This window comes from Marmoricola endophyticus (assembly GCF_014644415.1).
Lineage (GTDB): Bacteria > Actinomycetota > Actinomycetes > Propionibacteriales > Nocardioidaceae > Marmoricola > Marmoricola endophyticus.
Genome location: NZ_BMKQ01000001.1, coordinates 505322 through 529313, shown reverse-complemented (window position 1 = coordinate 529313; position 23992 = coordinate 505322). Strand labels below are relative to the sequence as shown.

Annotated in this window: 29 protein-coding genes, 1 pseudogene and 1 riboswitch; of the genes and pseudogenes, 14 read left to right on the top strand and 16 right to left on the bottom strand. The window is 71.5% G+C overall.

Annotation, left to right across the window (positions count from 1 at the left end; genetic code table 11):
- The first annotated feature begins 69 nt into the window (after positions 1-69).
- The 4 genes from IEX42_RS02630 to IEX42_RS02615 all read left to right on the top strand — a co-directional run bounded on the left by IEX42_RS02630 (position 70) and on the right by IEX42_RS02615 (position 4660).
- Entirely contained in the window at positions 70-1338 is a 1269-nt protein-coding gene (locus tag IEX42_RS02630) for a GAF domain-containing protein (RefSeq protein ID WP_188777956.1), read from the top strand.
- A gap of 123 nt (positions 1339-1461) precedes the next feature.
- Positions 1462-2985, top strand: a complete 1524-nt coding sequence (exaC, locus tag IEX42_RS02625; RefSeq protein ID WP_188777954.1) for an acetaldehyde dehydrogenase ExaC — start codon at positions 1462-1464, stop codon at positions 2983-2985.
- Positions 2986-3187: 202 nt separating this feature from the next.
- Positions 3188-3613: a DUF779 domain-containing protein gene (locus tag IEX42_RS02620; protein WP_188777952.1), complete on the top strand. Its 426-nt coding sequence runs from the start codon at positions 3188-3190 to the stop codon at positions 3611-3613.
- 48 nt (positions 3614-3661) lie between these two features.
- Positions 3662-4660, top strand: coding sequence for an NAD-dependent epimerase/dehydratase family protein (locus IEX42_RS02615; RefSeq protein ID WP_188777950.1), 999 nt, complete (start codon positions 3662-3664; stop codon positions 4658-4660).
- A gap of 16 nt (positions 4661-4676) precedes the next feature.
- Here IEX42_RS02615 and IEX42_RS02610 read toward each other — a convergent pair whose 3' ends face one another.
- From IEX42_RS02610 to IEX42_RS02600, 3 genes are read right to left on the bottom strand one after another with little or no spacing between them, the layout of a single operon-like run.
- Positions 4677-5141 (bottom strand): SRPBCC family protein, encoded by a 465-nt coding sequence (locus tag IEX42_RS02610; RefSeq protein ID WP_188777949.1) that lies wholly within the window; start codon positions 5139-5141, stop codon positions 4677-4679.
- A 60-nt stretch (positions 5142-5201) separates the two neighbouring features.
- Entirely contained in the window at positions 5202-5996 is a 795-nt protein-coding gene (locus IEX42_RS02605; protein ID WP_188777947.1) for a CoA-transferase subunit beta, read from the bottom strand.
- A complete protein-coding gene (locus tag IEX42_RS02600; protein ID WP_229660536.1) occupies positions 5993-6949 on the bottom strand; it encodes a CoA transferase subunit A in 957 nt (318 codons plus the stop codon). The genes IEX42_RS02605 and IEX42_RS02600 overlap by 4 nt, the downstream gene beginning before the upstream one ends.
- Before the next feature lie 200 nt (positions 6950-7149).
- On the opposite strand from IEX42_RS02600, the gene IEX42_RS02595 reads away from it, so the two are divergent.
- Positions 7150-7425: a hypothetical protein gene (locus tag IEX42_RS02595; RefSeq protein ID WP_229660535.1), complete on the top strand. Its 276-nt coding sequence runs from the start codon at positions 7150-7152 to the stop codon at positions 7423-7425.
- A 7-nt stretch (positions 7426-7432) separates the two neighbouring features.
- Here the strand turns inward: IEX42_RS02595 and IEX42_RS02590 are convergent, their stop codons facing one another.
- The 5 genes from IEX42_RS02590 to IEX42_RS02565 form a co-directional block, all read right to left on the bottom strand.
- Positions 7433-7933: a DinB family protein gene (locus IEX42_RS02590; protein ID WP_229660534.1), complete on the bottom strand. Its 501-nt coding sequence runs from the start codon at positions 7931-7933 to the stop codon at positions 7433-7435.
- Positions 7934-7989: 56 nt separating this feature from the next.
- Entirely contained in the window at positions 7990-8427 is a 438-nt protein-coding gene (locus IEX42_RS02585) for a cytidine/deoxycytidylate deaminase family protein (protein ID WP_229660533.1), read from the bottom strand.
- A complete protein-coding gene (locus IEX42_RS02575; protein WP_229660532.1) occupies positions 8424-9395 on the bottom strand; it encodes a peptidoglycan-binding protein in 972 nt (323 codons plus the stop codon). Before IEX42_RS02575 ends, IEX42_RS02585 begins: the two co-directional genes overlap by 4 nt.
- Positions 9396-9490: 95 nt before the next feature.
- Entirely contained in the window at positions 9491-10240 is a 750-nt protein-coding gene (locus IEX42_RS02570; protein ID WP_188777945.1) for an SDR family oxidoreductase, read from the bottom strand.
- 29 nt (positions 10241-10269) lie between these two features.
- Positions 10270-11436, bottom strand: coding sequence for a low temperature requirement protein A (locus IEX42_RS02565; RefSeq protein ID WP_229660531.1), 1167 nt, complete (start codon positions 11434-11436; stop codon positions 10270-10272).
- Positions 11437-11521: 85 nt separating this feature from the next.
- On the opposite strand from IEX42_RS02565, the gene IEX42_RS02560 reads away from it, so the two are divergent.
- Complete coding sequence (locus tag IEX42_RS02560; RefSeq protein ID WP_188777943.1) at positions 11522-11944, top strand: DUF2177 family protein; 423 nt, start codon at positions 11522-11524, stop codon at positions 11942-11944.
- Here the strand turns inward: IEX42_RS02560 and IEX42_RS02555 are convergent.
- On the bottom strand, positions 11895-12473 hold the full coding sequence (locus tag IEX42_RS02555) for a dihydrofolate reductase family protein (protein WP_188777941.1): 579 nt from the start codon (positions 12471-12473) through the stop codon (positions 11895-11897). The genes IEX42_RS02560 and IEX42_RS02555 overlap by 50 nt on opposite strands.
- A 65-nt stretch (positions 12474-12538) precedes the next feature.
- Between IEX42_RS02555 and IEX42_RS02550 the strand changes: the two genes are divergently transcribed.
- The 3 genes from IEX42_RS02550 (at position 12539) to IEX42_RS02540 (ending at position 14970) form a co-directional block, all read left to right on the top strand.
- Entirely contained in the window at positions 12539-12946 is a 408-nt protein-coding gene (locus IEX42_RS02550; RefSeq protein WP_188777939.1) for a VOC family protein, read from the top strand.
- A 106-nt stretch (positions 12947-13052) separates the two neighbouring features.
- Complete coding sequence (locus IEX42_RS02545) at positions 13053-14447, top strand: HNH endonuclease signature motif containing protein (RefSeq protein WP_188777937.1); 1395 nt, start codon at positions 13053-13055, stop codon at positions 14445-14447.
- Between the two features lie 151 nt (positions 14448-14598).
- On the top strand, positions 14599-14970 hold the full coding sequence (locus IEX42_RS02540; RefSeq protein ID WP_188777935.1) for an iron chaperone: 372 nt from the start codon (positions 14599-14601) through the stop codon (positions 14968-14970).
- Between the two features lie 78 nt (positions 14971-15048).
- Here IEX42_RS02540 and IEX42_RS02535 read toward each other — a convergent pair whose 3' ends face one another.
- Both IEX42_RS02535 and IEX42_RS02530 read right to left on the bottom strand, forming a co-directional pair.
- Positions 15049-15477 (bottom strand): TA system VapC family ribonuclease toxin, encoded by a 429-nt coding sequence (locus IEX42_RS02535; protein ID WP_188777933.1) that lies wholly within the window; start codon positions 15475-15477, stop codon positions 15049-15051.
- Positions 15474-15698 (bottom strand): hypothetical protein, encoded by a 225-nt coding sequence (locus IEX42_RS02530; protein ID WP_188777931.1) that lies wholly within the window; start codon positions 15696-15698, stop codon positions 15474-15476. Before IEX42_RS02530 ends, IEX42_RS02535 begins: the two co-directional genes overlap by 4 nt.
- A gap of 111 nt (positions 15699-15809) precedes the next feature.
- Here IEX42_RS02530 and IEX42_RS02525 point away from each other — a divergent pair, with 111 nt between their 5' ends.
- Entirely contained in the window at positions 15810-16562 is a 753-nt protein-coding gene (locus IEX42_RS02525) for an SDR family oxidoreductase (RefSeq protein WP_188777929.1), read from the top strand.
- Positions 16559-17560, top strand: a complete 1002-nt coding sequence (locus IEX42_RS02520; protein ID WP_229660530.1) for a phosphotriesterase family protein — start codon at positions 16559-16561, stop codon at positions 17558-17560. Before IEX42_RS02525 ends, IEX42_RS02520 begins: the two co-directional genes overlap by 4 nt.
- A 21-nt stretch (positions 17561-17581) precedes the next feature.
- Here IEX42_RS02520 and IEX42_RS02515 read toward each other — a convergent pair whose 3' ends face one another.
- Together IEX42_RS02515 and IEX42_RS02510 are read right to left on the bottom strand one after the other, a co-directional pair.
- Positions 17582-18088 carry a GNAT family N-acetyltransferase gene (locus IEX42_RS02515; protein ID WP_229660529.1) on the bottom strand — a complete coding sequence of 169 codons (507 nt, stop codon included), beginning with the start codon at positions 18086-18088 and terminating at the stop codon, positions 17582-17584.
- Positions 18085-18569, bottom strand: a pseudogene (locus IEX42_RS02510) (GNAT family N-acetyltransferase). The gene IEX42_RS02515 and the pseudogene IEX42_RS02510 overlap by 4 nt, the downstream one beginning before the upstream one ends.
- 64 nt (positions 18570-18633) lie before the next feature.
- Positions 18634-18744: riboswitch (TPP riboswitch) on the top strand.
- Between IEX42_RS02510 and IEX42_RS02505 the strand changes: the two are divergent.
- The gene (locus IEX42_RS02505; RefSeq protein ID WP_188777927.1) at positions 18739-20019 is read left to right on the top strand and encodes a purine-cytosine permease family protein; all 1281 of its coding nucleotides are present in this window, start codon (positions 18739-18741) and stop codon (positions 20017-20019) included. It overlaps the preceding riboswitch by 6 nt.
- 7 nt (positions 20020-20026) lie before the next feature.
- Here the strand turns inward: IEX42_RS02505 and IEX42_RS02500 are convergent, their stop codons facing one another.
- The 3 genes from IEX42_RS02500 to IEX42_RS02490 all read right to left on the bottom strand — a co-directional run bounded on the left by IEX42_RS02500 (position 20027) and on the right by IEX42_RS02490 (position 22755).
- Positions 20027-20464: a type II toxin-antitoxin system VapC family toxin gene (locus IEX42_RS02500; RefSeq protein WP_188777925.1), complete on the bottom strand. Its 438-nt coding sequence runs from the start codon at positions 20462-20464 to the stop codon at positions 20027-20029.
- 5 nt (positions 20465-20469) lie between these two features.
- Positions 20470-20667 carry a hypothetical protein gene (locus tag IEX42_RS02495; protein WP_229660528.1) on the bottom strand — a complete coding sequence of 66 codons (198 nt, stop codon included), beginning with the start codon at positions 20665-20667 and terminating at the stop codon, positions 20470-20472.
- A 162-nt stretch (positions 20668-20829) separates the two neighbouring features.
- Positions 20830-22755 (bottom strand): S53 family peptidase, encoded by a 1926-nt coding sequence (locus IEX42_RS02490; protein WP_229660527.1) that lies wholly within the window; start codon positions 22753-22755, stop codon positions 20830-20832.
- Between the two features lie 135 nt (positions 22756-22890).
- Here IEX42_RS02490 and IEX42_RS02485 point away from each other — a divergent pair, with 135 nt between their 5' ends.
- On the top strand, positions 22891-23364 hold the full coding sequence (locus tag IEX42_RS02485) for an SRPBCC family protein (protein ID WP_188777921.1): 474 nt from the start codon (positions 22891-22893) through the stop codon (positions 23362-23364).
- 48 nt (positions 23365-23412) lie between these two features.
- Positions 23413-23988, top strand: coding sequence for a hypothetical protein (locus tag IEX42_RS02480; protein ID WP_188777919.1), 576 nt, complete (start codon positions 23413-23415; stop codon positions 23986-23988).
- The last annotated feature ends 4 nt before the right edge of the window (positions 23989-23992 follow it).

The following is a 23992-nucleotide window of genomic DNA, read 5'->3' as shown; positions in this document are numbered from 1 at the left end:
GCCGGTCGGGGGAGAACAGTCCGGTCGGCCAGGTGTGACGAGGCCCACGTCCGTCGTACGCTCCGATTCGTGGGGCAGGACTTCGCCATTCCCCGAGGCGCGGACAGCACGCAGCTGACCCGCCTGCTCGACGCTGCCCACGACCGGTTCCTGACCACCGGTGAGGCCGACGACGGCGTGCGCTCGCTGGTGCTGGAGTCCTGGCGTCGTTCGCTGCGCGAGGGCGTCGACCCGGAGCGGACCTCGGCCGCGGTCGGGATCTCCGACGACGCGCTGGCCGACCTGCGCGCCGCGCACCCGCTGACGGCCGTGATGCCAGTGATCCGGCGGCTGCTGGTCGACTCCGCCGCCGAGGCCGGACTCGTCGTCGCGGTCAGCGACGCGGCCGGTCGGCTGCTGTACGTCGAGGGCGCGTCCGCGCTGCGCTCGCGCGCCGAGGCGATGGCGTTCGTCGCCGGCGCCGACTGGAGCGAGGCCAGCGCGGGGACCAACGCCCCGGGGACGGCCCTGGCGCTGGGTCGCCCGGTGCAGATCCTCGGTCCCGAGCACCTCTCCCGGCGGGTGACGCCGTGGAGCTGCTCCGCCTCGCCGATCCGCGACCCCGACACCGGCGCCATGCTCGGTGTCCTCGACGTCACCGGTGGCGTGGAGGTGGCGACCCCGCACGCGCTCCACCTCGTACGAGCCACCGCGGCGGCCGCGGAGGCGGAGCTGCGGATCAGCCGGCTCACGGGCGTCGGCGCGGCCGCCGGGCCGTCGCGACCGCAGCTGCAGGTCCTGGGTCGCCACGGCGCCGTGCTGTCCCACGGGCCGACCACGACCCGGCTATCGATGCGGCACAGCGAGATGCTGCTGCTGCTCGCCGAGAGCGCCGAAGGCCTCAGCGGTGCCGAGCTGGCGGTCGGGCTCACCGAGCGGGACCAGGCGGGCGTCACGATGCGCGCCGAGGTCTCCCGCCTGCGCCACCTGCTGGGGCCGGTCGAGCTGGCCTCGCGCCCGTACCGGCTCCCGCGCGGTCTGAGCACCGACCTGGACGAGGTGCGCCAGGCGGTGCGCTCGGGCCGGATGCGCCAGGCCGTCGCCTCGTACCGCGGCCCGGTGCTGCCACGCTCGGAGTCGCCCGCCGTGGTGCAGATCCGCGAGGACCTGCACGCGCGGCTGCGCTCCGCGGTGCTGGCCAGCCGTGACCCCGACGCGATCCTCTCGCTCGCCGACACCGAGTTCGGTCGCGAGGACTACGCGGTGTGGGCCTGCGCCCTCGACTCGCTGCCCGCCGACTCGCCCCGGCTCGGGCACGTCGAGCGGCACCTGCGCGAGCTGGACGCCCGGCTCGGCTGACGCCGTTCCGGCGCGCAGCGACAGCGTCGCAACCTCTGTGCAACTGAGGTCTCCCTAACGTGGCGTGCACCACATCCGGCCGGTCCCCAGTCGACCGGTGCTCATCGACGAAGGAGTCGTGCCATGCCTGTCTTCGCCCAGCCGGGGACCGAGGGAAGCCCGGTCAGCTACAAGCCGCGCTACGACCACTGGATCGGCGGCGAGTACGTCGCGCCGAAGGGTGGTCAGTACTTCGAGAACATCTCCCCGGTCAACGGCAAGGTGTTCTGCGAGATCGCGCGCGGCACCGAGGCCGACATCGACGCCGCCCTCGACGCCGCGCACGCCGCCGCACCCGCCTGGGGCAAGACGTCGGTGGCCGAGCGCGCCGTGGTCCTCAACAAGATCGCCGACCGGATCGAGCAGAACCTCGAGATGCTCGCCGTCGGCGAGACCTGGGACAACGGCAAGCCCATCCGCGAGACGCTGGCCGCCGACCTGCCGCTGGCCGTCGACCACTTCCGCTACTTCGCCGGCGCGATCCGCGCCCAGGAGGGTCACCTCTCGCAGATCGACGACGACACCGTCGCGTACCACTTCCAGGAGCCGCTGGGCGTGGTCGGGCAGATCATCCCGTGGAACTTCCCGCTGCTGATGGCGGTCTGGAAGCTGGCCCCGGCGCTCGCCGCCGGCAACGCCGTGGTGATCAAGCCGGCCGAGCAGACCCCGGCCTCGATCATGCTGCTGATGGAGCTGATCGCCGACCTCGTCCCGGCCGGCGTCATCAACGTGGTCAACGGCTTCGGCGCCGAGGCGGGCGCCCCGCTGGCGTCGTCCAGCCGGATCCGCAAGATCGCCTTCACCGGCGAGACCACGACGGGCCGCCTGATCATGCAGATGGCCAGCCAGAACCTGATCCCGGTGACCCTCGAGCTGGGCGGCAAGTCGCCGAACATCTTCTTCGAGGACGTCGCCGCGAAGGACGACGCGTTCTACGACAAGGCGCTCGAGGGCTTCACCATGTTCGCGCTCAACCAGGGCGAGGTCTGCACCTGCCCGAGCCGCGGCCTGATCCAGAACTCGATCCTCGAGCAGTTCCTGCCCGCGGTGACCGAGCGGACCAAGCTCGTCAAGCAGGGCAACCCGCTCGACACCGACACGATGATCGGTGCGCAGGCCTCGAACGACCAGCTCGAGAAGATCCTGTCGTACTTCGAGATCGGCGTGCAGGAAGGCGCCCGCATCATCACCGGTGGTGAGCGCGTCGACCTCGGTGGCGACCTCTCCGGCGGGTACTACGTCGCTCCGACGATCTTCCAGGGCCACAACAAGATGCGGATCTTCCAGGAGGAGATCTTCGGGCCGGTGGTCTCGGTGACCGGGTTCGACGACTTCGACGACGCGATGAGCATCGCCAACGACACGCTGTACGGGCTCGGCGCCGGTGTGTGGTCGCGCGACACCAACACCGCCTACCGTGCGGGCCGCGAGATCCAGGCCGGCCGCGTGTGGACGAACTGCTACCACGCGTACCCCGCGCACGCGGCGTTCGGCGGCTACAAGTCCTCGGGCATCGGTCGCGAGAACCACGCGATGATGCTCGACCACTACCAGCAGACGAAGAACCTCCTGGTCTCGTACGCCGAGAACAAGCAGGGGTTCTTCTGAGCGGAGACGCGCCAGCGGATCCGCTGATGGTGGTCGAGCTGCGACCCGAGACCGAGCGGAGCGAGGAATCGGGTCAGTGGTGGTCGAGCAGCGACTTCGGGCGAGGAACGAGGCCGGAACGGAGCGTGTCGAGACCTCAGTGCGCCCCGACGCCAGGCCAGCCGCTGCCAGACCGACCGCGGCCGAGACGAAGGACGTGACCATGACCGACGACGACATCGAGCGAGTCGAACGCGTCGCCGTCACCCCGGAGGCCGCGGACGTGCTCCGCGGCCTCCGGGCCAGCCACGGCAAGCCGCTGATGTTCCACCAGTCCGGCGGCTGCTGCGACGGGTCGGCGCCGATGTGCTTCACGCAGGGCTTCTACCTCGTCGGGCCGACCGACGTGCACCTGGGAGACCTCGACATCGGTGCGGACCCCGACGTCGATCCCGACGGCATCGTGCCGGTGCACATCTCGCGCGAGCAGTTCGCCTACTGGTCGCACACCCACATCACGATCGACGTGGTGCCGGGCAGGGGAGCGGGGTTCTCGATCGAGGGTCCGACCGGCAAGCGGTTCATCATCCGGTCGCGGATCTTCACCGAGGAGGAGACCGCACGGCTCGCCGCCGAGCCGGCTCGCTGAGAGCAGAATGCGCTGGTGTGCCCGGACCCAGGCTGATGGGATCGGCTGATGCGCATCCTCGTCCTCGGCGGCACCGCCTGGCTCGGTCGAGAGCTCGCGGCCCGGGCGGTCGCGGCCGGGCACGACGTCGTCTGCCTCGCCCGCGGCGAGGCGGGCCCGCACGCACCGGGGACCCGTCTGGTCCGGGCGGACCGGGACGCGGACACCGGGCTGGCCGCGGTGGCGGACCGGTCGTGGGACGCCGTCCTCGACGTCGCCCGCCGACCGTCACACGTTCGCAGGGCAGTGCGTGACCTGCGGACCGGGCACTACGTCCTCGTCTCGACCGGCAACGTCTACGCCGACACGCTCACGGCCGGCCAGGACGAGGCGGGCCCGCTGCTGCCTCCCGGCGACGAGAACGGCACGCCCGAGGGGTACGGCGCGGCGAAGGTCGCCTGCGAGCGCGCCGTGCTCGAGGTGTACGAGGGACGCTGCACCATCGCGCGCTCGGGTCTCCTCGGTGGTCCGGGTGACCCCCACGACCGGGCGGCGTACTGGCCGTGGCGGTTCGCGCACCCGAGCGGCGCCGAGGTTCTCGTCCCCGATGCCGGCGCGCAGGCGACGGCGCTGCTCGACGTGCGGGACCTGGCGTCCTGGCTGCTGCGCTGCGTCGCGGAGACGGTCGCCGGGGTGTTCAACACGACGGGACCGGTGACGCCGATGGCCGAGCACCTCGCAGTGGCGGCGGCCGTCGGGGGCGGCACGGCACGGACGGTGCCGGTACCGGAGGACTGGCTGCGGGAGCACGGCGTGGAGCACTGGGCCGGTCGTCGCTCGCTGCCGCTCTGGCTGCCCGAGACCATGGCCGGCTTCTGCGCCCACCGGTCGGACCGGGCGTACGCCGCGGGTCTGGCACCCCGTCCACTCTCGGACACCCTCTCCGACGTCCTCCTCTGGCGTGCCGGGCTGGACCGGGAGTGGTCAGCGGGCCTCGCGGACACCGAGGAGCGCGACCTCCTGGGGGCCTGGCACGCGGACCGTCCCGGAGGGGGCGGTCAGCGGTAGGTGGACACTCGCCGGCCTACTCGGCACACGGCTCGGCAAGCGCGGCGAGCCGTACCAGCGAGGCGAGCAGCATCTCCTTCGTGGTGCCTCTCGCACGCTCGAGACGGGCCTCGTCCTGCAGCCCGGTCCAGTCGTAGGTGTGGACCACCCGGGTGCCGTTCGTACCGATCGGCTCGAGCTCCCAGCGCCACAGGTGCCCGCCGAGCTCCTCGCCGGGCGTGCCCGGCTTCCAGGCGATCAGCCGACCCTCCTCGAACTCGACCACGTGGTTCTCGCGGACACCGCGTCGCGTCAGCGTCGTACGGAAGACGTCGCCGACCGCGCGCACCCGCTGACCGCCGTCGGCCTCGGCGAGGTTGTCGTTGCCGTCCCACTCCGGCTGGCGCGCGGGGTCCGCGATCAGCTCGAAGAGCACGTCGGGGTCGGCGGCGATGTCGCGCGTCGCCGTGACCACGCGCTGCTCGTCGGTCTCCGCATCCATGCGCCCATTCAAGCGGGTGTCCTGTCCGTGGTCACGGTCGCTCCCGGGAGGTGCTGGCCCTCATCGCAGGTAGAGGCGCACGATGTCGATCTCCTCGCGCAGCAGCCGTACGTCCTCGACGCGCGGCCTCCGGGTCTCGACGACGTCGGGCGACACCGCGACGTCCCATCCCGTGCTCGCCCGCACCTCCTCCAGGCTGACCCCCGGGTGCACGGAGGCGACCTCGAGCTCGCCGAACCGGTCCCGGCGGCGCAGCACCGCCTTGGGGGTGATGAGGGTGCGCAGCCCGAAGCCCCGAGGCACGGCGCGGGGGTCGGCGGCCCGCGCGGCCACCGGGCTGGGTGAGGTGCAGAAGTCGAGCCGGTCCGGCAGGGCACCGGGGTCGTGGCGCCGGAGCACGACGACGACCTCGCCCGCGTTGGCCATCACCTCGACGGCGCCACCGGCGCCGGGCAGCCGTACGTCGGGCCGGGCGCCGTCACGCCAGGACCCGATGAACGAGGTGTTTAGGCTGCCGTACCGGTCGACCTGCGCGGCCCCGAGGAAGCCGACGTCGACGTGCCCGCGCTGCAGCACGTAGCCGAAGAGGACCGGCATGGGGACGACGGCAGCGGCGCCGGAGACCAGGACCGAGTCGGCGATGCCCTCGGCCATCGCCTCCGGCCGTGCGCCACAGACGCCGGACTCGTAGACGAGCTCCAGGTCGGGGTTGAGGGTGCGCACGGCCAGGTCGACGGCGAGCGTCGGGAGCCCGACCCCCGCGAAGACCCGCTGCTTGCCCTCCAGCTCGCGTGCGGCGACGGTGGCCAGGAACTCGGTGCTCGCCGGTGGGACGTCGCTGAGCGGCCCGGTCACTGCGCTGCCTCCTGCGGGGCGTACCGCCGGCCGTAGTCGACCCGGCCCGAGAGCCTCTCGTCGACGGCGACGCTGCGCCACCGCTCGGCGCCGACCTTCTCGACGTACGCGGTGCGGTCGGGGACCTCGTACACCCACTCGCGCAACCAGGCCTGCAGCAGCGCCGGGTCACGGCTGATCGGCGTCCACTCGCGGTAGAACGCGTTGTCCCGGTCGTAGCAGCCCTGGGCGTAGGACGGGTGCGCACCACGGGGGCACGCGACGACGGCGTCGACCGCGTGGGCGGGCAGCACCGTCCGGTTGGGGTCGGCACGGACGACCTCGTCGTCGACGATCTCCTCGACGGTGACGATCACGCGGTCGGCTGCGTACGCGGCCTCCTGCTGGGCGCCGAGGATGCCCCACATCTGCACGTTGCCGTGCCGGTCGGCGCGCTGGGCGTGGACGATCGTGACGTCCGGGTTCAGCGCGGGGACGACGTGGATGTCGGGGCCGCCGTAGGGATCGGTGACCGTACGGATCCGCGGGTTCAGCTCGGGCAGGTCGCTGCCGGCGTAGGAGCGCAGCGGGAAGAACGGCAGCCGCGCGGCGCCGGCCTGGTAGCGGCAGACCATGCCGTAGTGGCTGTACTCCTCGACCTCCAGCGGCGCGGGGTCGGCGTCCTCGACGCGGCGGCGGACCTCGTACAGGCTGCCGGCGGAGCCGCTGGCGAAGAATGCGGACACCAGCCGGCGTACGCAGCCCGCCGCGACCATCTGGTCGGCCAGCAGGTCCGGCGTCATCCGGCAGAAGGTGAGGTCGCGCCGGCCCTGGCGGATCACCTCGTGCCCGGCGGCGAAGGGGATCAGGTGCCCGAACCCCTCGAACGCGACGGTCATCCCGTCCTCGACGTGGGCGGCGACGGCGCTCGCCAGGTCCGTCACCACCCCTGGCGCGGACGTGTCGACACTCACGCGCCCCAGGGTGGCCTGCCCGGTGGCGATCGTCCACTACCGACTCGGCCCAGAACCGGTGCCGCACGGGTGCCGTCGCGCTGCGTCCCTTCGGGGTCGAGTCGCGCGTGCTGGCGCGGTTCGTGCGAGGTGGGCGGCTGGTACGGATGCCGACCAGGCGGACGAAGCGTCTGCTGACGCTGGCGTGGCACGGTGGAGGCGTGAGCGCACCTGACGTGACAGCCATGGCGCTGAACGTGGCGGTTCCCCCCGACCTGCAGTGGAGCGACGAACGGCGCGAGGTGACGTACGTCCTCACCTCGATCACCGTGCGCGTGCTGCCCGACGGGACGCTGGCCGCGAAGGCGTACGGGGGTCCCGAGGCCGGGGGCCGCGGCGGCTACACGTCGTTCCCCGTGCCCGACCGGCCGGAGCTCGCCGACCTCGTGGACCGCGCGGCAGCCGAGGCGGCGCGGCGCTGGGCCGCGCGGCGCTGAGGACGACTCAGTTGCCCACGGACCCGTCGGCCATCTCCCGCAGCAGGTCGAGGTGGCCGTTGTGCCGGGCGGTCTCCTCGATCAGGTGCAGCAGCGTCCAGCGGAGGTTCTGGTGCCGGCCCCTTGCCGGTACGACGGCCAGGTCGTCCAGGTGCGCACCGGCGACGATCGCGTCGTCCACCTCGATCTGCTCGCGGTAGCCCGCGACGATCTCGGCCAGGGGAGTGTGCAGACCCAGGCGCAGGTCGGCGTCGGGGTCCGCCCGTGTCCACGGCCCGCGGTCCGGCCGACCGGCGAACCGCCGCTCCACCCAGCTGTGCTCCACCCAGCGCAGGTGGCTCAGCAGCCCACCCGGCGAGGTGAGCGGCGAGGTCGGCAGGGGAGCGCGCTGCGCGTCCGCGTCGGCGAGCCCCTCGACCTTCCAGATCGCGGTCCTTCTGGTGTAGTCCAGCATCCGCAGCAGCGTGCTGCGCTCGTCGCCGGCATCGGGTACGTCGGTCCTCGTCACGCGCGCAGCATGGCGTGCGTGCACGAGCGCCGTCACCCGTGTTTTGACCGCGTCGGTCAGCGCTCGACGCCTTCGGGGGAGCGGTAGGCCCAGGGGAGCAGGTCGGTGCAGGCGACGCTCACGAGCCCGTCCTCCGCGGGCAGGACGACCCGGCACGCCGGGTAGTAGTCGAGCAGCACCTGCCGGTCGCGACCGCACGGCGCCAGGACGCCGCGGCCGCGGCTGCCGACGGCGACGATCGCACGGACGTCACGGGCCCCCGCGGCACGGGCTGCGCCGAGCGCCACCAGCTCCGCGCACGGTCCTCCCGTGAAGTGGTAGAGGTTCACGCCGACGTGCATGCCGCCGTCCGCGTCGAGGACGGCAGCCCCCACGGTGTGGATGCCGTCGCCGTCCCCGGGGTCGTCGGTGTGGTCGTCGATCGTGCGCGTGGCCAGCTCGACCAGCGCGCGCTCGAGCCCCTCGACCGGGCGCGCGCCGGTGAGCCCGCTCACGACCAGGGGGAGGCGCCGGTGAAGGCGGCGTTCCAGGTGGCCTTGTCGATGGTGCCGGTCTGGGGGAGTCCGTTGGCCTTCTGGACGGCGAGGACGGCGGTCTTGGTCTTGGCGTAGTAGCAGCTGGTGGCGGTGAAGTGGTACGGGCTGCCGAGGGTGTTCATCTGCTGCTGGAAGGTCTTCAGCCCGGCGGCGCACTGCCCGGAGCGGTAGACGACGCCCGGCCACGCGGGAGCGTCGGCCGGCGCCGGCGTGGCGGCCGTGAAGGGGTTCGTGCCCGAGAAGGCGGCGTTCCAGGTGGCCTTGTCGATGGTGCCGGTCTGGGGGAGTCCGTTGGCCTTCTGGACGGCGAGGACGGCGGTCTTGGTCTTGGCGTAGTAGCAGCTGGTGGCGGTGAAGTGGTACGGGCTGCCGAGGGTGTTCATCTGCTGCTGGAAGGTCTTCAGCCCGGCGGCGCACTGCCCCGAGCGGTAGGCCACGCCCGGCCAGGTCTTCGTTCCGCCGGACGGTGCCGGGGGAGTCGGGGGAGTCGGGCTCCCGGTGGCGCCGGAGACCTGCTGTGCCTCGGCGTACGTCGGCTTCACCTTCGAACGTGCGTCGGAGTCCTCGCGCAGACCGAGCTTCCTCGCGCAGGTCCACGGCTGCCAGCCGCGCATCCGGTAGAGGTACAGCGCGCGGTAGTCCTGCTCGAGCCGGGTCGCCTTCTCGGGGCTCCCGGTGCCGCCGACGCTGGCCCAGGTCCCGCGGTCGAACTGGTAGGCGCCGTAGTGCCCGTTACGGGCGACCACTTGGTAGTTCCCGCTGGACTCGCAGCTGCGCAGCGACGCCCATGCCGACGGCGAGGGGTCGGCCGAGGCGGTCGGGGCGGAGAGCCCCTGGAACGCGGCCGTGCCGATGACGGCGAGCACCAGCCCGGCACCCAGACGGCGGAGCAGACGGCGTGGACGGGACGACCCGGATCGCAACATGGGACAGCACGCTAAACGTCTGACCCAGAAGTCACAAGAACCACAGAACGTCTCACAGGTTTCAGATCTGCTCGGGGACCCGGGTCGGCGTGTCGTCAGCGCACTTGTTCGGTGGGGCGCAGCAGCACCTCGTTGACGGCCGCGTGCGCGGGCCGGGTGAGGATGTACCGCACTGCGTCGGCGACGTCCTCGGCCCCCAGCGGGGCGCCCGTCGAACCGTCCGGGGCGCCGGTGTAGCCGGCCGTGGTCATCTCGGTGCGGACGACACCCGGCTCGACCAGCCCGACGCGTACCTGCTTCTCAGCCAGCTCCTGGCGCAGGCCCTCGCTGAACGCCCCGACCGCGTGCTTGGTCGCTGCGTACACCTGGCTGTACGCCTGCGGCACGCGCCGGCCGGCGATCGAGCTGATCGTCACGACGTCGGCGACACCACGGGGACCGGACGCCGAGCGGACCAGGTGCGGGAGCGCGGCGTGGGTGGTGGCCAGGACGCCGTCGACGTTGACCGAGACCATCCGGTGCCACTCGGCGAGATCCGCCTCGAGCGCAGGCATGTTCGCCAGGTAGCCCGCACAGCCGACCAGGGCGTCCAGCCCGCCCAGGTCGACGGCCACCCGGTCGACGACCGTCGTCGCCTCGGCGCTGTCGGCGACGTCGGCGGCGTACGCATGGGCCGTGCCACCGGCTGCCGCGATGTCCTCGACGAGGTCGTCGAGCCGCTCGCGGCGCCGGGCGACGAGGGCGACGACTGCGCCGTCCGCGGCGAGCAGCCGGGCCGTCGCGGCGCCGATTCCGCTGGACGCTCCGGTGATGAGGACGCTGGCGTTCTGGAGAGAGGTGCTCATGCCCGGCGCCAACACCGGGCGAGGCGTGTTCAGTCCTGGGGTGCGGGCCGGACCACCAGGACCACGACGACGAGTGCGAGCACGACCGCGCTCACGCCGAGGGGGAGCGGGGAGACCGGGTCGAGGAGCACCAGCACGGCCCCGAGGGGGACCACGACGTCGACCACTCGGTCGCGGACGGTCCGCAGTGCCAGCCACCAGATCCCGAGCACGAACACCGCGACCGGGACGGCCACGGTGTAGTCGGACGCGACCCGGCTGAGCTCGGACTCCCCGGTCTCGGCGTCGATCAGCACCTCGACCCCGGCCGAGAGTGCGCCGGCGGCGGCGAAGACGAAGTAGTGGACGTAGCCGTAGCGCAGCGACTGCCGGATGGTGCCGATCGCCCGGTGGTGCGGTGGCCAGAAGTAGATCCACCACAGGGCTGCAGTCACGACGAAGGTCAGCACCGAGATCGAGATCAGCGGGGCCAGGGCCTCCTCCTCGTGAAGGGCCTCGATGACCGCGTTGGCCGAGGCGAGCAGGCTCTCGCCGAGGAGGATCAGGGTGAACAGCCCGTAGCGCTCGGTGATGTGGTGCGGGTGCCACGGCGTGGTCCCGCGCAGCTCCGCGACCACCGGCACCGCGATCTCGGCGAGGACGAGGACGGGGACCGCGACGTACTGGGCCGAGTGGGGCAGCAGCAGCATCAGCAGCCACAGGACCTGGACCCCGGCGACCCCCACGGCGTACGTCGACGTCGTCGCCCTCAGCTGCGGGTTGGCGGCGGCCGCGCGGACCCACTGCGCGACGAGTGCGACGCGCATGACGACGTACGCCAAGACGAGGAGCGTGAAGTCGTCGTCCTTGAACGCGGGCTCGATGCCGGCCGCCAGCACCAGGACCCCCGACATCTGCAGCAGCGTCAGCACCCGGTAGAGCCAGTCGTCGGTGTCGAACGACGTGGCGAACCAGGTGAAGTTCATCCAGGCCCACCAGATGCCGAAGAACGCCACCGCGTAGATGGCCAGACCGTGACCGACGTGCCCCTCGCTCAACGAGTGGTGCAGCTCGGCGGCGGCGACGCTCACGGCGACCACGAAGACGAGGTCGAAGAACAGCTCGAGCGTGCTGGCCGCGCGTCCGGGCTCGTGCGGGTCGCGCGGGCGCATCGCGCTCAGCAGCAGGCGTCCGGACTCCGGCGAGCTCGTCGTCATGGGCCGATCGTGCCAAAACCCGGTCGTGCGTGCCTCTCCTGCGCGCGCTTCGCCCGCGTCGGGCCGGTCCCGCTAGCCTTCCGAGGTGATCCGGTCCTTCGTCGTGGCTGCCGTCGTGATGCTCGTCCTGGACTCCGTCTGGCTCCTCGCCGTGGCGTCACCGCTCTACCGCGCCGAGCTCGGCGACCGGATCGCCTCCCCGCCCGACCTCGTGGCCGGTGCGCTGTTCTACGTCGTCTACGTGGGCGCCCTGCTCTGGTTCGCGGTGCGTCCGGGCCTGAAGGACGGTTCGGCACGGGTTGCGGCGATCAACGGAGCGGTGCTGGGCCTCGCGGCGTACGCCACCTGGGCACTGACCAACCGCGCCGTCCTCTCCGACTGGCCGTGGGCGCTCGTCCCCCTGGACGTCGCCTGGGGGACGGTGCTGTCCGCGGTGACGGCCGCGGTGACGACGACGCTCAGCCGCCGCTGGGGGCGTACGTCACCACCAGTACGCCCGACTGCGTGACGGTCTGCGCGACGAGCTCGAGGTCGTGGCGCTCGTCGGTGCCGAACAGCCGCTCGCCGGAGCCGAGCACGACCGGATGGACGAACAGCAGCATCTCGTCGACGAGACCGTGGGGGAGCAGCGAGCGGACCAGCTGCCCGCTGCCCATCACGACGAGGTTCCCGCCCGCCCTCTCCCGCAGGTGCGCGACCTCGCCGGCGACGTCACCGGTGAGCAGGGTCGAGCTCGGCCACCGGAGCTCGGTGGACGGGTCGGACGAGGCAACGTACTTCGTCGTGCGGTTCAGGCCGGCCTTGAACGGGCCACCGCGGTCGTTCCAGGCCGAGAGCATCCCGTCGTAGCTGCGTCGTCCGAAGAGCCAGGCGAACCCGTCGACCATCCGCTGACGCATCGCCTCGCCGAGCTCGGGACCCGAGCGCTGTGTCGCCCACCCTCCGTGACGGAACTCGTGCCGGGTGTCCTCGTCGGGCGCTCCTGGCGCCTGCATGACCCCGTCCAGGCTGAGGTGGTTGATGACGACGACTCGCACGACTGCTCCTTCCCACGGCCCATCGACCCCTGGTGTGGACCGTCCGCGCGGCGCAGACTCATCGCGTGAGCGCCAGCCTCTCCGTCTTCACCCTGTACGCCGACCCGGCCGCCGCCGTGCGCTGGCTGGTGGAGGCCCTCGGGTTCGTGGTCGTGAACTCCGCCGTCGCGGGGGACGAGCAGCTGCTGCACGCCGAGCTCCGGCTGGGCGAGGCCGTCGTGATCGTCGAGCGTGCGTCAGAGGGCCAGGCAGCCTCGCCGGTCGTGGATCGCTCGACGAGCCGAGCGCCGGTCCTGTGCCTCGACGACGCGGCCGCAGTCGATGCGGCGTACGAGCGCGCCGTCGCGGCGGGCTCCACGACGCTCCGTGAGCCGGAGGACACCCCCTGGGGGAACCACCGGTTCGAGGTGCTCGACCCCGAGGGCCACCAGTGGTCGGTCGGCAGCTACACGCCCGGTCGCCCTTGGAGCTGAACGACGGGGGCAGCAAGCGAGCCGTCCGACAGGCTCGGAGCGTTCGTCGGCGATCGCGCGGGTGCGGGTGGCTGTGGCCCCGGCGTGAACGACGGCCGCAACCACGGTGGTCGAGCTTGTCGAGACCACCATCCAGAATCCGAATGCGGTAAAACGACCTCGCTCGGCTGGAGGTCGCGAATCTTTGTCAGAATGTTGTCCACCATGCGGGCAGTGCAGCCTTTCTGTTGCAGAAACTGTCGGTGCCGACGGGTTGAATCGATTCATGGAAACGACCTCCACCCACCCGGTCAGCGCGGCGATCGCTGCCGCACAGGTGGCGTTGGGTGAGGTCGCGCAGTCGCCGGTGTGGTCGCTGCCGGGGGTGGAGATCGCTGCAGATCTGGGGCGGTTGTCGGTGCTGGCGGCGCAGGTGGCGGAGCTGGAGCTGCGGCTGGTGTTCCAGGCCGAGGCGTCCGGTGTCGCAGGCGATGCCGGTGCGACGTCGGCGGCGGTGCTGTGGTCGAGCGCGACGTGTCAGGACCGGGCGGTGGCCAAGCGGCGTGCCGATCTCGCGCGGGCGTTGGACGGGCCCCGGACGGTGACGCGGGAGGCGATGGGTCGTGGTGAGGTCTCCGAGGCCCAGGCACGGGTGATCGTCGACGCGGTCGCCGCACTCGAGGAGATCCCGTCCGTGCTGGGTGTCGAGGTCGATGCCTCGATCGTGGAGCGTGCGGAGAAGGACCTGGTCCGCCTGGCGGGCGAGCACCCGCCGCGGGAGCTGCGGGTGCTGGGCCGGCGGATCCTTGACGTGGTCGCCCCCGAGGTCGGGGAGGAGGCCGAACGCGCCGCGTTGGCGAAGGAAGAAGAAGCCGCCGCTGCGGCGGCCCGGTTCACCATGAGCAGCGACGGCCACGGGCAGGTCCACGGCCGGTTCACGCTGCCGACGCTGCACGGGGACATGCTTCGCACGATGCCGGCGGCGGTGTGGACACCGCACCTGGGTGACGGGCCGCGTGGTCAGGGCCGGGCGTTGATGGAGGTCGTCGAGCGCTACCCGGCCGATGTCCTGCCCGAGCACGGCGGTGTCGCGGCGACCGTCACGGTCACGATGACCCACCGCGAGCTGGTCGACGCCGCCGACGCGGCCGGGGTGGTCGAGACCGGGCTCGGCACCCGGATCACTGCTGGTGAGGCGCGACGGTTGGCGTGCGGTGCAGACCTGGTGCCGGCTGTGCTGGGCGGGGCCTCCGGCGTGCTGGACGTCGGGCGCCGGTCCCGGTTCCACACCCGGCCCCAGCGGGTCGCGATCGCGCTGCGGGACAAGACCTGCACCGCTGAGGGGTGCGACTACCCACCCGGTCTGTGCCATATCCACCACGACGACCCTTGGTCAACGGGCGGCGCCACTAGCGTCGCCAAGGGCCGGCTGCTCTGCCCGAGCCATCACCGGATGATCCACTCCGCACACCACGAGATATCCATTTCCAAACACGGCCGACTCGTATTCCGGCGCATCTAGCAGGAATCGGATGAAGGGTCATTTCCGATTCTCGCAGACTTGCCCCCAACATCTCCATGACGTCCGAGTTCTCGGCCCCGTCGAGACGATCTCGGCGCGCGCGTCGCGGGTTCGGCTGCCAGGTGGTCGACGCGCCTCTAGAGTCGGTCCCGTGGACACCCACGAGGAGTACCTCGCCACGGTCGAGGACGACGCACACCGCGAGAAGCTCTCCGGGATCCTGGCCTGGGTGAACCAGACCTGGCCGAACCTCGTACCGGTGGTCAAGTGGAACCAGCCGATGTTCACCGACCACGGCACGTTCATCATCGGCTTCTCGGTCTTCCCGAAGAACATCGCGGTCAACCCGGAGCCGCCGGCGATGGATCACTTCCGTGACGCGATGCACGCCGCGGGCTACACCACGTCGTCGCGGCTGATGCGGATCACCTGGGCCGACTCGGTCGACCACGACCTGCTCGGTGAGCTGATCGAGTGGCAGATCGCAGGCAAGACCGACGTCACCGGCTTCTGGAGGCCCTGAGAAGCGTCGTCGGGCCGTCATCGGTATCGCCGATAATGAGCATTATGTCAACTAGTGCAGAACCGCTGCACGTCCCCGTCACCCGAGGGCGTGGACTCGTGCGGCGTCGGCCGGCACCATCGCTGCCGCAAGTCTCCGGTCGAAGGTGACTAGGACGGCGTCGTGCCGCGCAGCGAGGTTGGTCAGGTGCCAGTCGGTGACCTGGCGATGCCCGGTCAGACCTGTGGTGTCGACTGCGGCGTCGGTCAGGCTGGTGTCGTCCGGAAGGAACTCGGCCCGGCGATCGGTGCGGACACCGGCCAAGATCGTGAGCGCGAGTCGCGTGCTGACCGGCTGCCCCGTGACCACAGGGTTGAGGAGCATGCGAAGCAGCCCGCTCTCGGTGATCGGCGTCGTGGCGTACCGCGACGTCCCAGCCAGCCACCGGTGCGCCTCACGGTGGAACTCGTGCGCCGGGTTGGTCAGCGCGACGAGAACGTTGACGTCGGGGATCGCGAGATCGGTCACGACTCGTCGAGCGCAGCGTCGACCATCTCGGCGGTGATGGTGTGCCCGTCGACCGACGGCAGCATCGGGAACCCGGTGTCCGGACGTACGGAGTCCTCGTCGGCGTCGTACCCGAGCAGTGCCAGCTCGGAGAGCGCCTCCCCCAGTGAGATCCCGCGCCGTCGTGCCCGACCTCGAGCCGCGGCCAGGGCGCGGTCGTCGAGGTTCACCGTCGTTCTCACGACGTCGACATTAGCATCACGCATCACGCATCACCACTTGCGCTGATCGTCGGTCACGCGCGGCGTACCTTTCGCCGAGGACGACCACGCAGACGAGCGAGAGGTGATCGCATGGCACGACTCGACGGCACGACGGCGATGGCGACCGGTGCGTCCAGCGGGATCGGCGAGGCCGTCGCACGAGCGCTGGCCGCGGAGGGTGCGCACGTGGCGCTGTGCGCGCGGCGCAGGGACAAGCTCGAGGATCTGGCCCGTCAGATCCGCAGTGACGGTGGCAGCGCATCGGTCCACGAGGTCGACGTCGCCGATGCCGAGAGCGTCCGGCGGGCGGTGGAGACGCTGACCACCGAGCGCGGCAGCGTCGACGTCCTCGTCAACAACGCCGGCATCGGCACGATGGCCCCGGCCGCCGAGGCCGACCTCGCCGACTGGCACACGATGGTCGAGGTCAACGTCAACGGCGTCCTGAACGCCTCGCACACCGCGCTTCCCCACCTCGTACGAGCGGCGACCGGCCCTCGCGGGATCGCCGACGTCGTGACCGTCAGCTCGGTCGCCGGTCGGAAGGTCTCCTCCCCTGCGTTCAACGTGTACGCCGCCACCAAGCACGCCGTTGGCGCGTTCTCGGAGGCGCTGCGCCAGGAGCTGGCCGGCGACCACGTCCGCGTCGGCCTGGTCGAGCCCGGACTGGTCCGCAGCGAGCAGACCGAGGCGATGGGCACGGCGGCGGAGGCGGAGTCGAGGATGGAGCTGGGGCTGATGGAGGCCGAGGACATCGCCGACGCCGTGGTCTACATGGTGACGCGGCCGCCACGCATGGCGGTGAACGAGATGCTCGTACGCCCCACGGAGCAGACCCGGTGAGCCCGCGGAGCACGGTCGAGACCGTCGGGGGTCCGGTCGACGTCGCCGACCTGGGGACGACGTACATGCACGAGCACGTGTTCGTGCTGAGCACGGAGGTGCAGCAGAACTACCCCGAGGAGTGGGGGTCCGAGGACGACCGGGTCGCCGACGCCGTGCGCCAGCTGACGGACCTTGCGGCGTCCGGCGTACGGACGATCGTGGACCTGACCGTCCTCGGTCTCGGCCGTGACGTCCCACGGGTCAAGCGGGTGGCCGAGCAGGTCCCGCAGCTCAACGTCGTGGTCGCCACCGGGCTCTACACCTACGACATGCTCCCCGGGTTCTTCAGCATGCGCGGACCCGCCGTCTCCGGTCTCGTCGGGCACGACGTCCCCGACCCGCTGGACGCGATGTTCCTGCGCGACATCGAGGTCGGCATCGCCGACACCGGAGTCCGGGCCGGGATGCTCAAGTGCGCGATCGACTCCCGCGGACCGACCAAGGGCGTCGAGCGCGTGATGCGAGCGGTCGGGCGGGTCCACCAGCGGACGGGGACACCGATCACGGTGCACACGCACGTCGACCCCGAGACGCGGCTGGCGGTCGAGCGGGTGCTGTGCGACGACCTCGGTGTCGACCCCCGCGCGGTGGTCCTCGGTCACGCCGGCGACTCCACCGACTGCGACCACCTCGCCTCGATGGCTGACAAGGGCTTCGTGCTCGGCATGGACCGGTTGGGCATCTACACCGGCGAGAGCACGTTCGAGTCACGGGTCGGCACCATCGTCGAGATGTGCCGATGGGGGTACGCCGAGCGGATGGTGCTCTCCCACGACACGAGCTGCTACATCGACTGGGTCGAGCCGGAGCTCGCCGCGCGGATGCCGCAGTCGACGTACTCCCACATCGCCGACGAGGTGCTCCCCCACCTGCGTGAGAACGGTGTCACCGAGGAACAGATCGAGCAGATGCTCGTGGGCAACCCGCGGACGTTCTTCGCCGGGACAGACCGCTGACCGAGCGGGTCCTGCGGTGAGTCAGCGCTCCCTCGTGGTCCGCCGCACCATCCGACGCTCGACGCCGACTGGCTCCCTCTTCGCGTGCCCGTCGAAGCCGAAGCCCTGCCGCTCGTAGAACGCGATCGCGCGGCGGTTGCCGTCCAGGACGTAGAGGTACGCCTCGCCCGACCCCGCGGCCGCCTGCAGCAGGGCGAATCCGACGCCGGTGCCGTACACCTCGGCGCGGACGTAGAGCGCCCACACCTCCAGCGCCGGCAGCCCCTCCGACGGGTCGTCGCGGCCCGGGCCGGCGCTGGTGAAGCCGAGCAGTCGCCCCTCGTCGCTGCACGCCAGCAGCGTGTCGGCCCGGGAGCGCTCGAGGATCTCCGCCCACCGCACGGCCCGCTCACGGCGGGTACGACGACGCTCGCGCAGCACCCCGGGGTCGACCAGGTCGCCGTACGCCTCCTCCCAGACGTCCAGGTGGAGATCGGTGAGCGCCTCGGCGTCGGCGAGCTCGGCGGGACGGATGTGCACCGGCCTCACTGACGCCCCGCCTCGGTGCGTGCGACGAAGCACAGAATCCGTCCGTCGGACTCGCGCTCGACGTTGACGAACCCGTGCCGCTCGTAGAACCGCCGGGCGTCGTGGTCGACCTCGTCCACGTTGGCGTGCACCTCCGGGCAGCCGCGGTCGCGCAGCCGCCGGCGTGCGTCCGCGACCAACGCGCTCCCCGTCCCGCGCCCCCGACGGTCGGGGACGACGTACAGCTCCTCGAGCTGCGCGACCGGTCCGTCGTGCCAGACCGTCGGGCGCAGCGTCAGCAGGGCGAACCCGGTCGTGGAGTCCGTCGAGCCCCGCTCCCCCGCGACGAGCGCCAGCACCTGCGGGTCGCCCAGGATCCGCGCGAAGCGCCCGGCCAGCACCTCGACCGGGTCGGGCGCGGTGTCGAACTCCGTGTCAAGTCCCACAGCAGCCGGCCCAGCAGGTCGGCGTCGGCCGGACCCGCCTGCCTCACGAGAGTCACACACCCATCCTGCCCGCGAGCCGGTGCCGCGGCCACCGCCGTCGGCGCTGGCGTAGCCTGGTGCACGCCAGAACGCGGGAGCTCGTGGAGAACGGGCTGAGAGGGTGGCTGCCGCCACCGACCGCTCGAACCTGAGCCGGGTAATGCCGGCGGAGGAAGAGGTGGCCAGATGGTCGACGTCGCACGTCCGCACACCACCCCCGACGAGGTGCCGCACACCCTCACCGAGCAGGCGCCACGCACGCTCGGCACGCTCGACCAGGCCGCGCTGTGGGGCAACCTCGGCGTGAGCCTGCTCGGCTTCACCGGGGCGATCTTCGTGCTGCAGCCCTTCGGCGAGGGCACGCCGTACGTCTCCCTGACCGCGGCCCTGGTCGCGGTCGTGGTCGGTACGGCGGTCGGCGCGGCCGCCGTCGCCGCCGTGGCCGCGATCGGAGCGCGCACGGGCGCGCCGACGATGGTGCTGCTCCGCGGGGTCTTCGGGGCGCGCGCCTCGACGGTGCCGACCGTCCTCAACGTCGTCCAGATGGTCGGGTGGGGCACGTTCGAGATCGTCACCATCGCCACCGCCCTCACCCAGGTCGTCCCGGGTGTCCCCCGCTGGGCCTGGGTGCTGACCTGCGGGGCGGCCACGATCGCCCTGGCCGTCCGACCCCTCGGCTCCGTGCGGCTGCTGCGCCGTTGGGTCAGCATCGCGGTGGTGATCGCCCTGCTCTGGCTCGCGGGCAACCTGATCGGCCAGTCCGGCGGGCTCTCGGGTGGGTCCGGCGGTTGGTCCGGCTTCGGCGTGGGTGTCGACGTCACCCTCGCGGTCGGGATCTCGTGGGTGCCGATGGCCGCCGACTACGCCCGTCACTCGCGGACGGTGCGCAGCGCCGTGGTCGGCGCGTTCGCGGGCACCACCGTCATGGGAGTCGCCTGCTACGCGATCGGTCTCGTCGCCCTGGTCAGCGTGGCCGACGGGCCCGACCAGGTCTTCGCGTCGTTCCTCGCCGTGCCGCTGGGCGTGCTCGCGTTCCTCGTCGTCACCGTGCGCGAGCTCGACCAGTCCTTCGCCAACGTCTACGCCACGACCGTCTCCACCCAGGCACTGCGACCCCGCTGGGACCGCCGCGTCGTCTCGGTGGTCGTCGGCGTGCTCGTCACGGTGCTCGCGCTCGCGGTGCGGATCGACAACTACGAGAGCTTCCTCTACGCGATCGGCTCGGTCTTCCTGGGTCTGCTGGCCGTGCTCCTCGTCGACTACCTCGTGGCCGGTCGGCGCTGGGACCTCTCGGAGACCTCGGCGACCCGCTGGGTGCTGCTCCTCCCCTGGGCCGCCGGCATCGCGGCGTACTACCTGATCCCGCCCGGTCCGCTGGTCAGCAGGTCGCTGGTGTCGTTCCTCGTCGCCGCCGCCGCGACCGGCCTCGTGCACGGCCTCGCGTGGTCCGTGCGCCGCACCGTCTGAGCACTGCTCAGCCGAGCAGGTCGTCGGGACGGTGCCAGCGCACGTCGCCGAAACGACCGAAGTCCTGGTCGTACGTCACCGCACCTGCGCGGTGCTGCTCGGCGAGCGCCGCCAGGTGTGCGTCGTCGACCAGGTCCCCGGCGCCCCCGGCGTGGTCCAGCAGGCGCGCAGGTGAGCGCACATGTCCCGCATCTGGGTGCAGCAGGCGTGCCGATGGCGCCGTGAGCCACGCGTCGACCAGCTCGAGCGCCTGCTCCGAGGTCAACGGTCGAGGGAAGAGCCCACGCTTGGTGCTCAGCCGAACGAAGGCCAACAGGACGAGCCAGCTGAAGCCGACGACCTCGTCGCCTGACAACGACCGGTCGAGCCAGGTGCGCGAGGCCTCGTGGTGGGTCGTACTCGGGTTGACGGCGTAGATCAAGACGTTCGCGTCGACGATCTTCATGACGCTCAGCGCCCGGAGCGGAGCATCTGCTCGGCGCCCTCGTCCTCCAGCTCGCCCGCGATCTGCAGCGCTCGGTCGAGGTTGACGACCGGCGCGCCCATGTCGTGGACCACGGTGGTGAACCCGACGTCGGCTCCTGGACTCGTCCCTGCACGGATCGCGTCGTTCAAGGCCTGCTTGAAGGAGATGCCTCGGTGCACCATGAGCGCTCGGACCGAAGCCTCGGTATCCGCATCGAGAGTCACCGTCGTCCGCACGGATGACAGCATGGCATCACCAGGAGTGAGCCGTGATGCTGTCGCTGGACGAGCGCCGCCCGCCGGCCGCGCGAGGCGACCGACGGGCGGTGTGTGGGCGTGCGGGTACTACTTCGCGGTCAGCCAGGCGGCGGTCGGCGAGCCGATGCCGGTGTTCTGGTCGTAGCCGCGCCGGACGTCCAGCGAGGCGTCCTGCCCGAACGTGCGGATCGTGTACGTCAGCCCGTCCGCGGCGTCGAGGCCGTTGACGTAGTCGACGCGCACGTTGCCGGCGTCCTTCGGCGTGCCCTTCACGTCGCTGTAGGACGAGGTGCCCGCCGCCGCGTAGATCGCGGGGTTCTGCAGCCCCAGCCGCTTGCCCGCGCTCTGCTGGCGCAGCGCCGACATCCCCGCGAACAGCGGCGAGGCCAGCGACGTGCCGCCGATGCGGTACTCGTCGTACGAGCGGCCCTCGGGGAAGGTCTGCGTCTGCCCCACGAGGAAGCCGGTGGTCGGGTCGGCGTCCATCGCCATGTCGGGCACCGAGCGGCTGCTGCCGTAGCTCTTCGGCACCACGCCCTGCTGGTACGCCGGCTGGTTGAACAGGCTCGAGGAGCCGCCGCCCGCGCCGTAGAGGTAGCCGTTCGGCTTCCACGCCTTGCCGTTCTTGCTCAGCGTGTACTTCTGCGAGCCCCAGCCCGCCTGGAAGGCGAACGACCCGGTGGCGTCGATCGCGTCGGCGGTGCCGCCGACCGCGGTGACGTAGGGGTCCGAGGCCGGGTAGTCGGCCTGCTTGATCCCGGTGTTCTGCAGCTCGTCACCGTTGTCGCCCGAGGAGAAGGTCACGCTGATCCCCTGCTCGGCGGCCTGCAGGAAGGTCTGCTCGAAGGCCGCCACGCTCTGCGCGCTCTCGCCGGCCTCCGTCTCGCCCCACGAGTTGGTGACCACGTCCGCGTCGTCGTCGTCGACGACCTGCGCGAGGGTGTCGACGAAGTCGTCGTCGAAGCACGACGCGGCGCCGTAGTAGGTGATCCCGGCGGACGGCGCCATCGCGTGCACGGCCTCGACGTCGAGGGTCTCCTCGCCGTACCAGCCCGACGGGTCGCACTGGGCGGCGTGGGTGAACTTCGCCGGCGTCACCTGGGTCAGCTGGCCGTTGGCGTACCCGCCGTCACCGTGCTGGGTGGCGTACGTCTGTGCGTCCTTGGCGATGGTCGGCGAGGCGTAGGCGTCGACGACGGCGACGTTGGTGCCGGTGCCGTCGAGCGTCGAGCCCTGCTCGTACGCCGCGCGCAGCTGGGGACCGGTGTAGCCGCACACCGCGTACGGCAGCGTCTTGTTCTTGAACTGCGGCAGAGGGGTCTTGAAGTCCGCCTGGTACGTCGCGGCGACCTGACCGTACGAGCGCGAGCACGGACGGGCGTTGCGGAAGCCGGCAGAGGGAGGCGCGGCGGGCCCGGTCAGGTGACGGTGCGACATCGTGCGCGTCTCGGTGTCCAGACCGGTCACGCCGATCACCAGCGGTGCGAGCGAGGCGGGGACGGAGATGTCGGTGGTGTTCGTCTGCACCTGCTCGCCGTCGTGAGTGAACAGGCCCATCGTGGTGGCGAAGGCCTTCTCGACCGCGGCGTTGGTCCCGGTCACGCTCAGGTAGCGCTTCGCCGGACCGACGCCACTCACCGTCAGTCCGTTGTCGGCGAGGAAGCCGCGCACCGTCTTCACGGAGGCGGACGACGGGTCGTAGGCGGCGTGGTACTGCGCGGCGGTGAGGAACGTGCCGTACGACGACGTGCCCGGCGTCGAGCGGGCCAGCGCGTCGGCCTCCAGCGCGTCCACCCCGCCCTTCGGTGCGAGGTAGAGCCGGAAGGACGAGCGGTTCTTGGCCGCGGCGCGGCCCTTCGCCTGGCCCTTCGCCTGGGCTGAGGCGACCCAGCTGGGTGCGCTGCGGGCGACCCGCTTGCGGTCGGCCGCGTGAGCCGGTGCGGTACCGACTCCCGTGGCGATCAGAGCGCCGATGACGGTCGCTGCGCACAGCGACGTACGTGTTCTTCTCACGTGGTGACTTCCGTTCTTGGACGGGCACCGCCCGAGCGGCGGTGGGGGCTGCACAGCAACCTAGACCTGAAGTTGTCGTCGGCAACAGAGTCCTGTGCGATCGATCACCGACGAACGTCGTGCGAGGCTCGGTGCATGAGCACTCCACAGGTCAGCACCGTCGACGCAGGGCCGAGGAAGGTCAGCCGCTCGATCGAGGTCGGGGCACCCGCCCACGAGCTCTTCGCCATGGTCGCCGACCCCCGTCGGCACGGCGAGCTGGACGGGTCCGGCACCGTCGGCGACGCCAAGGTCTCGGCACCCGAGCGGCTCTCGCAGGGCGCGACGTTCTCGGTCGCGATGAAGATGTTCGGCGTCCCGTACGCGATCACCTCGACCGTCACCGAGCTGGTCGAGGACCGCGTGGTCGAGTGGAGGCACCCGGCCGGTCACCGGTGGCGCTGGGAGCTCGAAGAGGTCTCTCCCACGCGCACCCGGGTGACGGAGACCTTCGACTACTCACGCTCGGCGGGCAGTGCGATCGCGGCGAGACTGGGGATGGCCAAGGCGAACGCACGTGGGATCACCGCGACGCTGCAGCAGCTGGCCACGCGGTACGACGCCGGCTGAGCGGGTCCGGTGCCGGCCGGCGCCGTCCCGATGGGTGAGAATCAGGGGGTGCACCCGCTCACGATCCTCGGCCTCGGCACCACCACGTTCGTGATCCTCGTGGTGGTCGTGCTCGTGGTCCTCGCCGTCCTCGCGGCGCTGATCACCCGGCTGCTGGTCACCAGGGGTCTGCGCACGCCCCTGGCGATCCGGTTGGTCAACAAGGCGACGGAGAGGGTCGTCGACCTCGTGAAGCGGCCGATCACGATCGCGGTGCTCGATGAGGTCGCCGACGTCATCCAGACCGGGCACTACACGCGCAACGTCTCCGACGCCCTCGTCGAGAACCACGCAGAGCTCAAGGCCCTGGTGGCGGAGAAGGTGCGCGAGGACCCCAATGTCCGGCTGGTCGGGCGGATGCCCGGCTACGGCGTCGTCGTCGACACCGTCAGCGAGACCACGCTCCGCGTGCTGGTCGAGATGCTCGGCGACCCGCGCATGGACGAGCTCGTCTCGGACCTGCTGCGCAACAACCTCCAGCAGATCAAGCGCGCGGTGCGTGAGCGCCAGCACGAGGCGGTCCGCATCGACCCGCCCGACGAGAGCGCGCCGAACCACGACGGCTTCCGTCCCGTCGGCTCGTGACCCG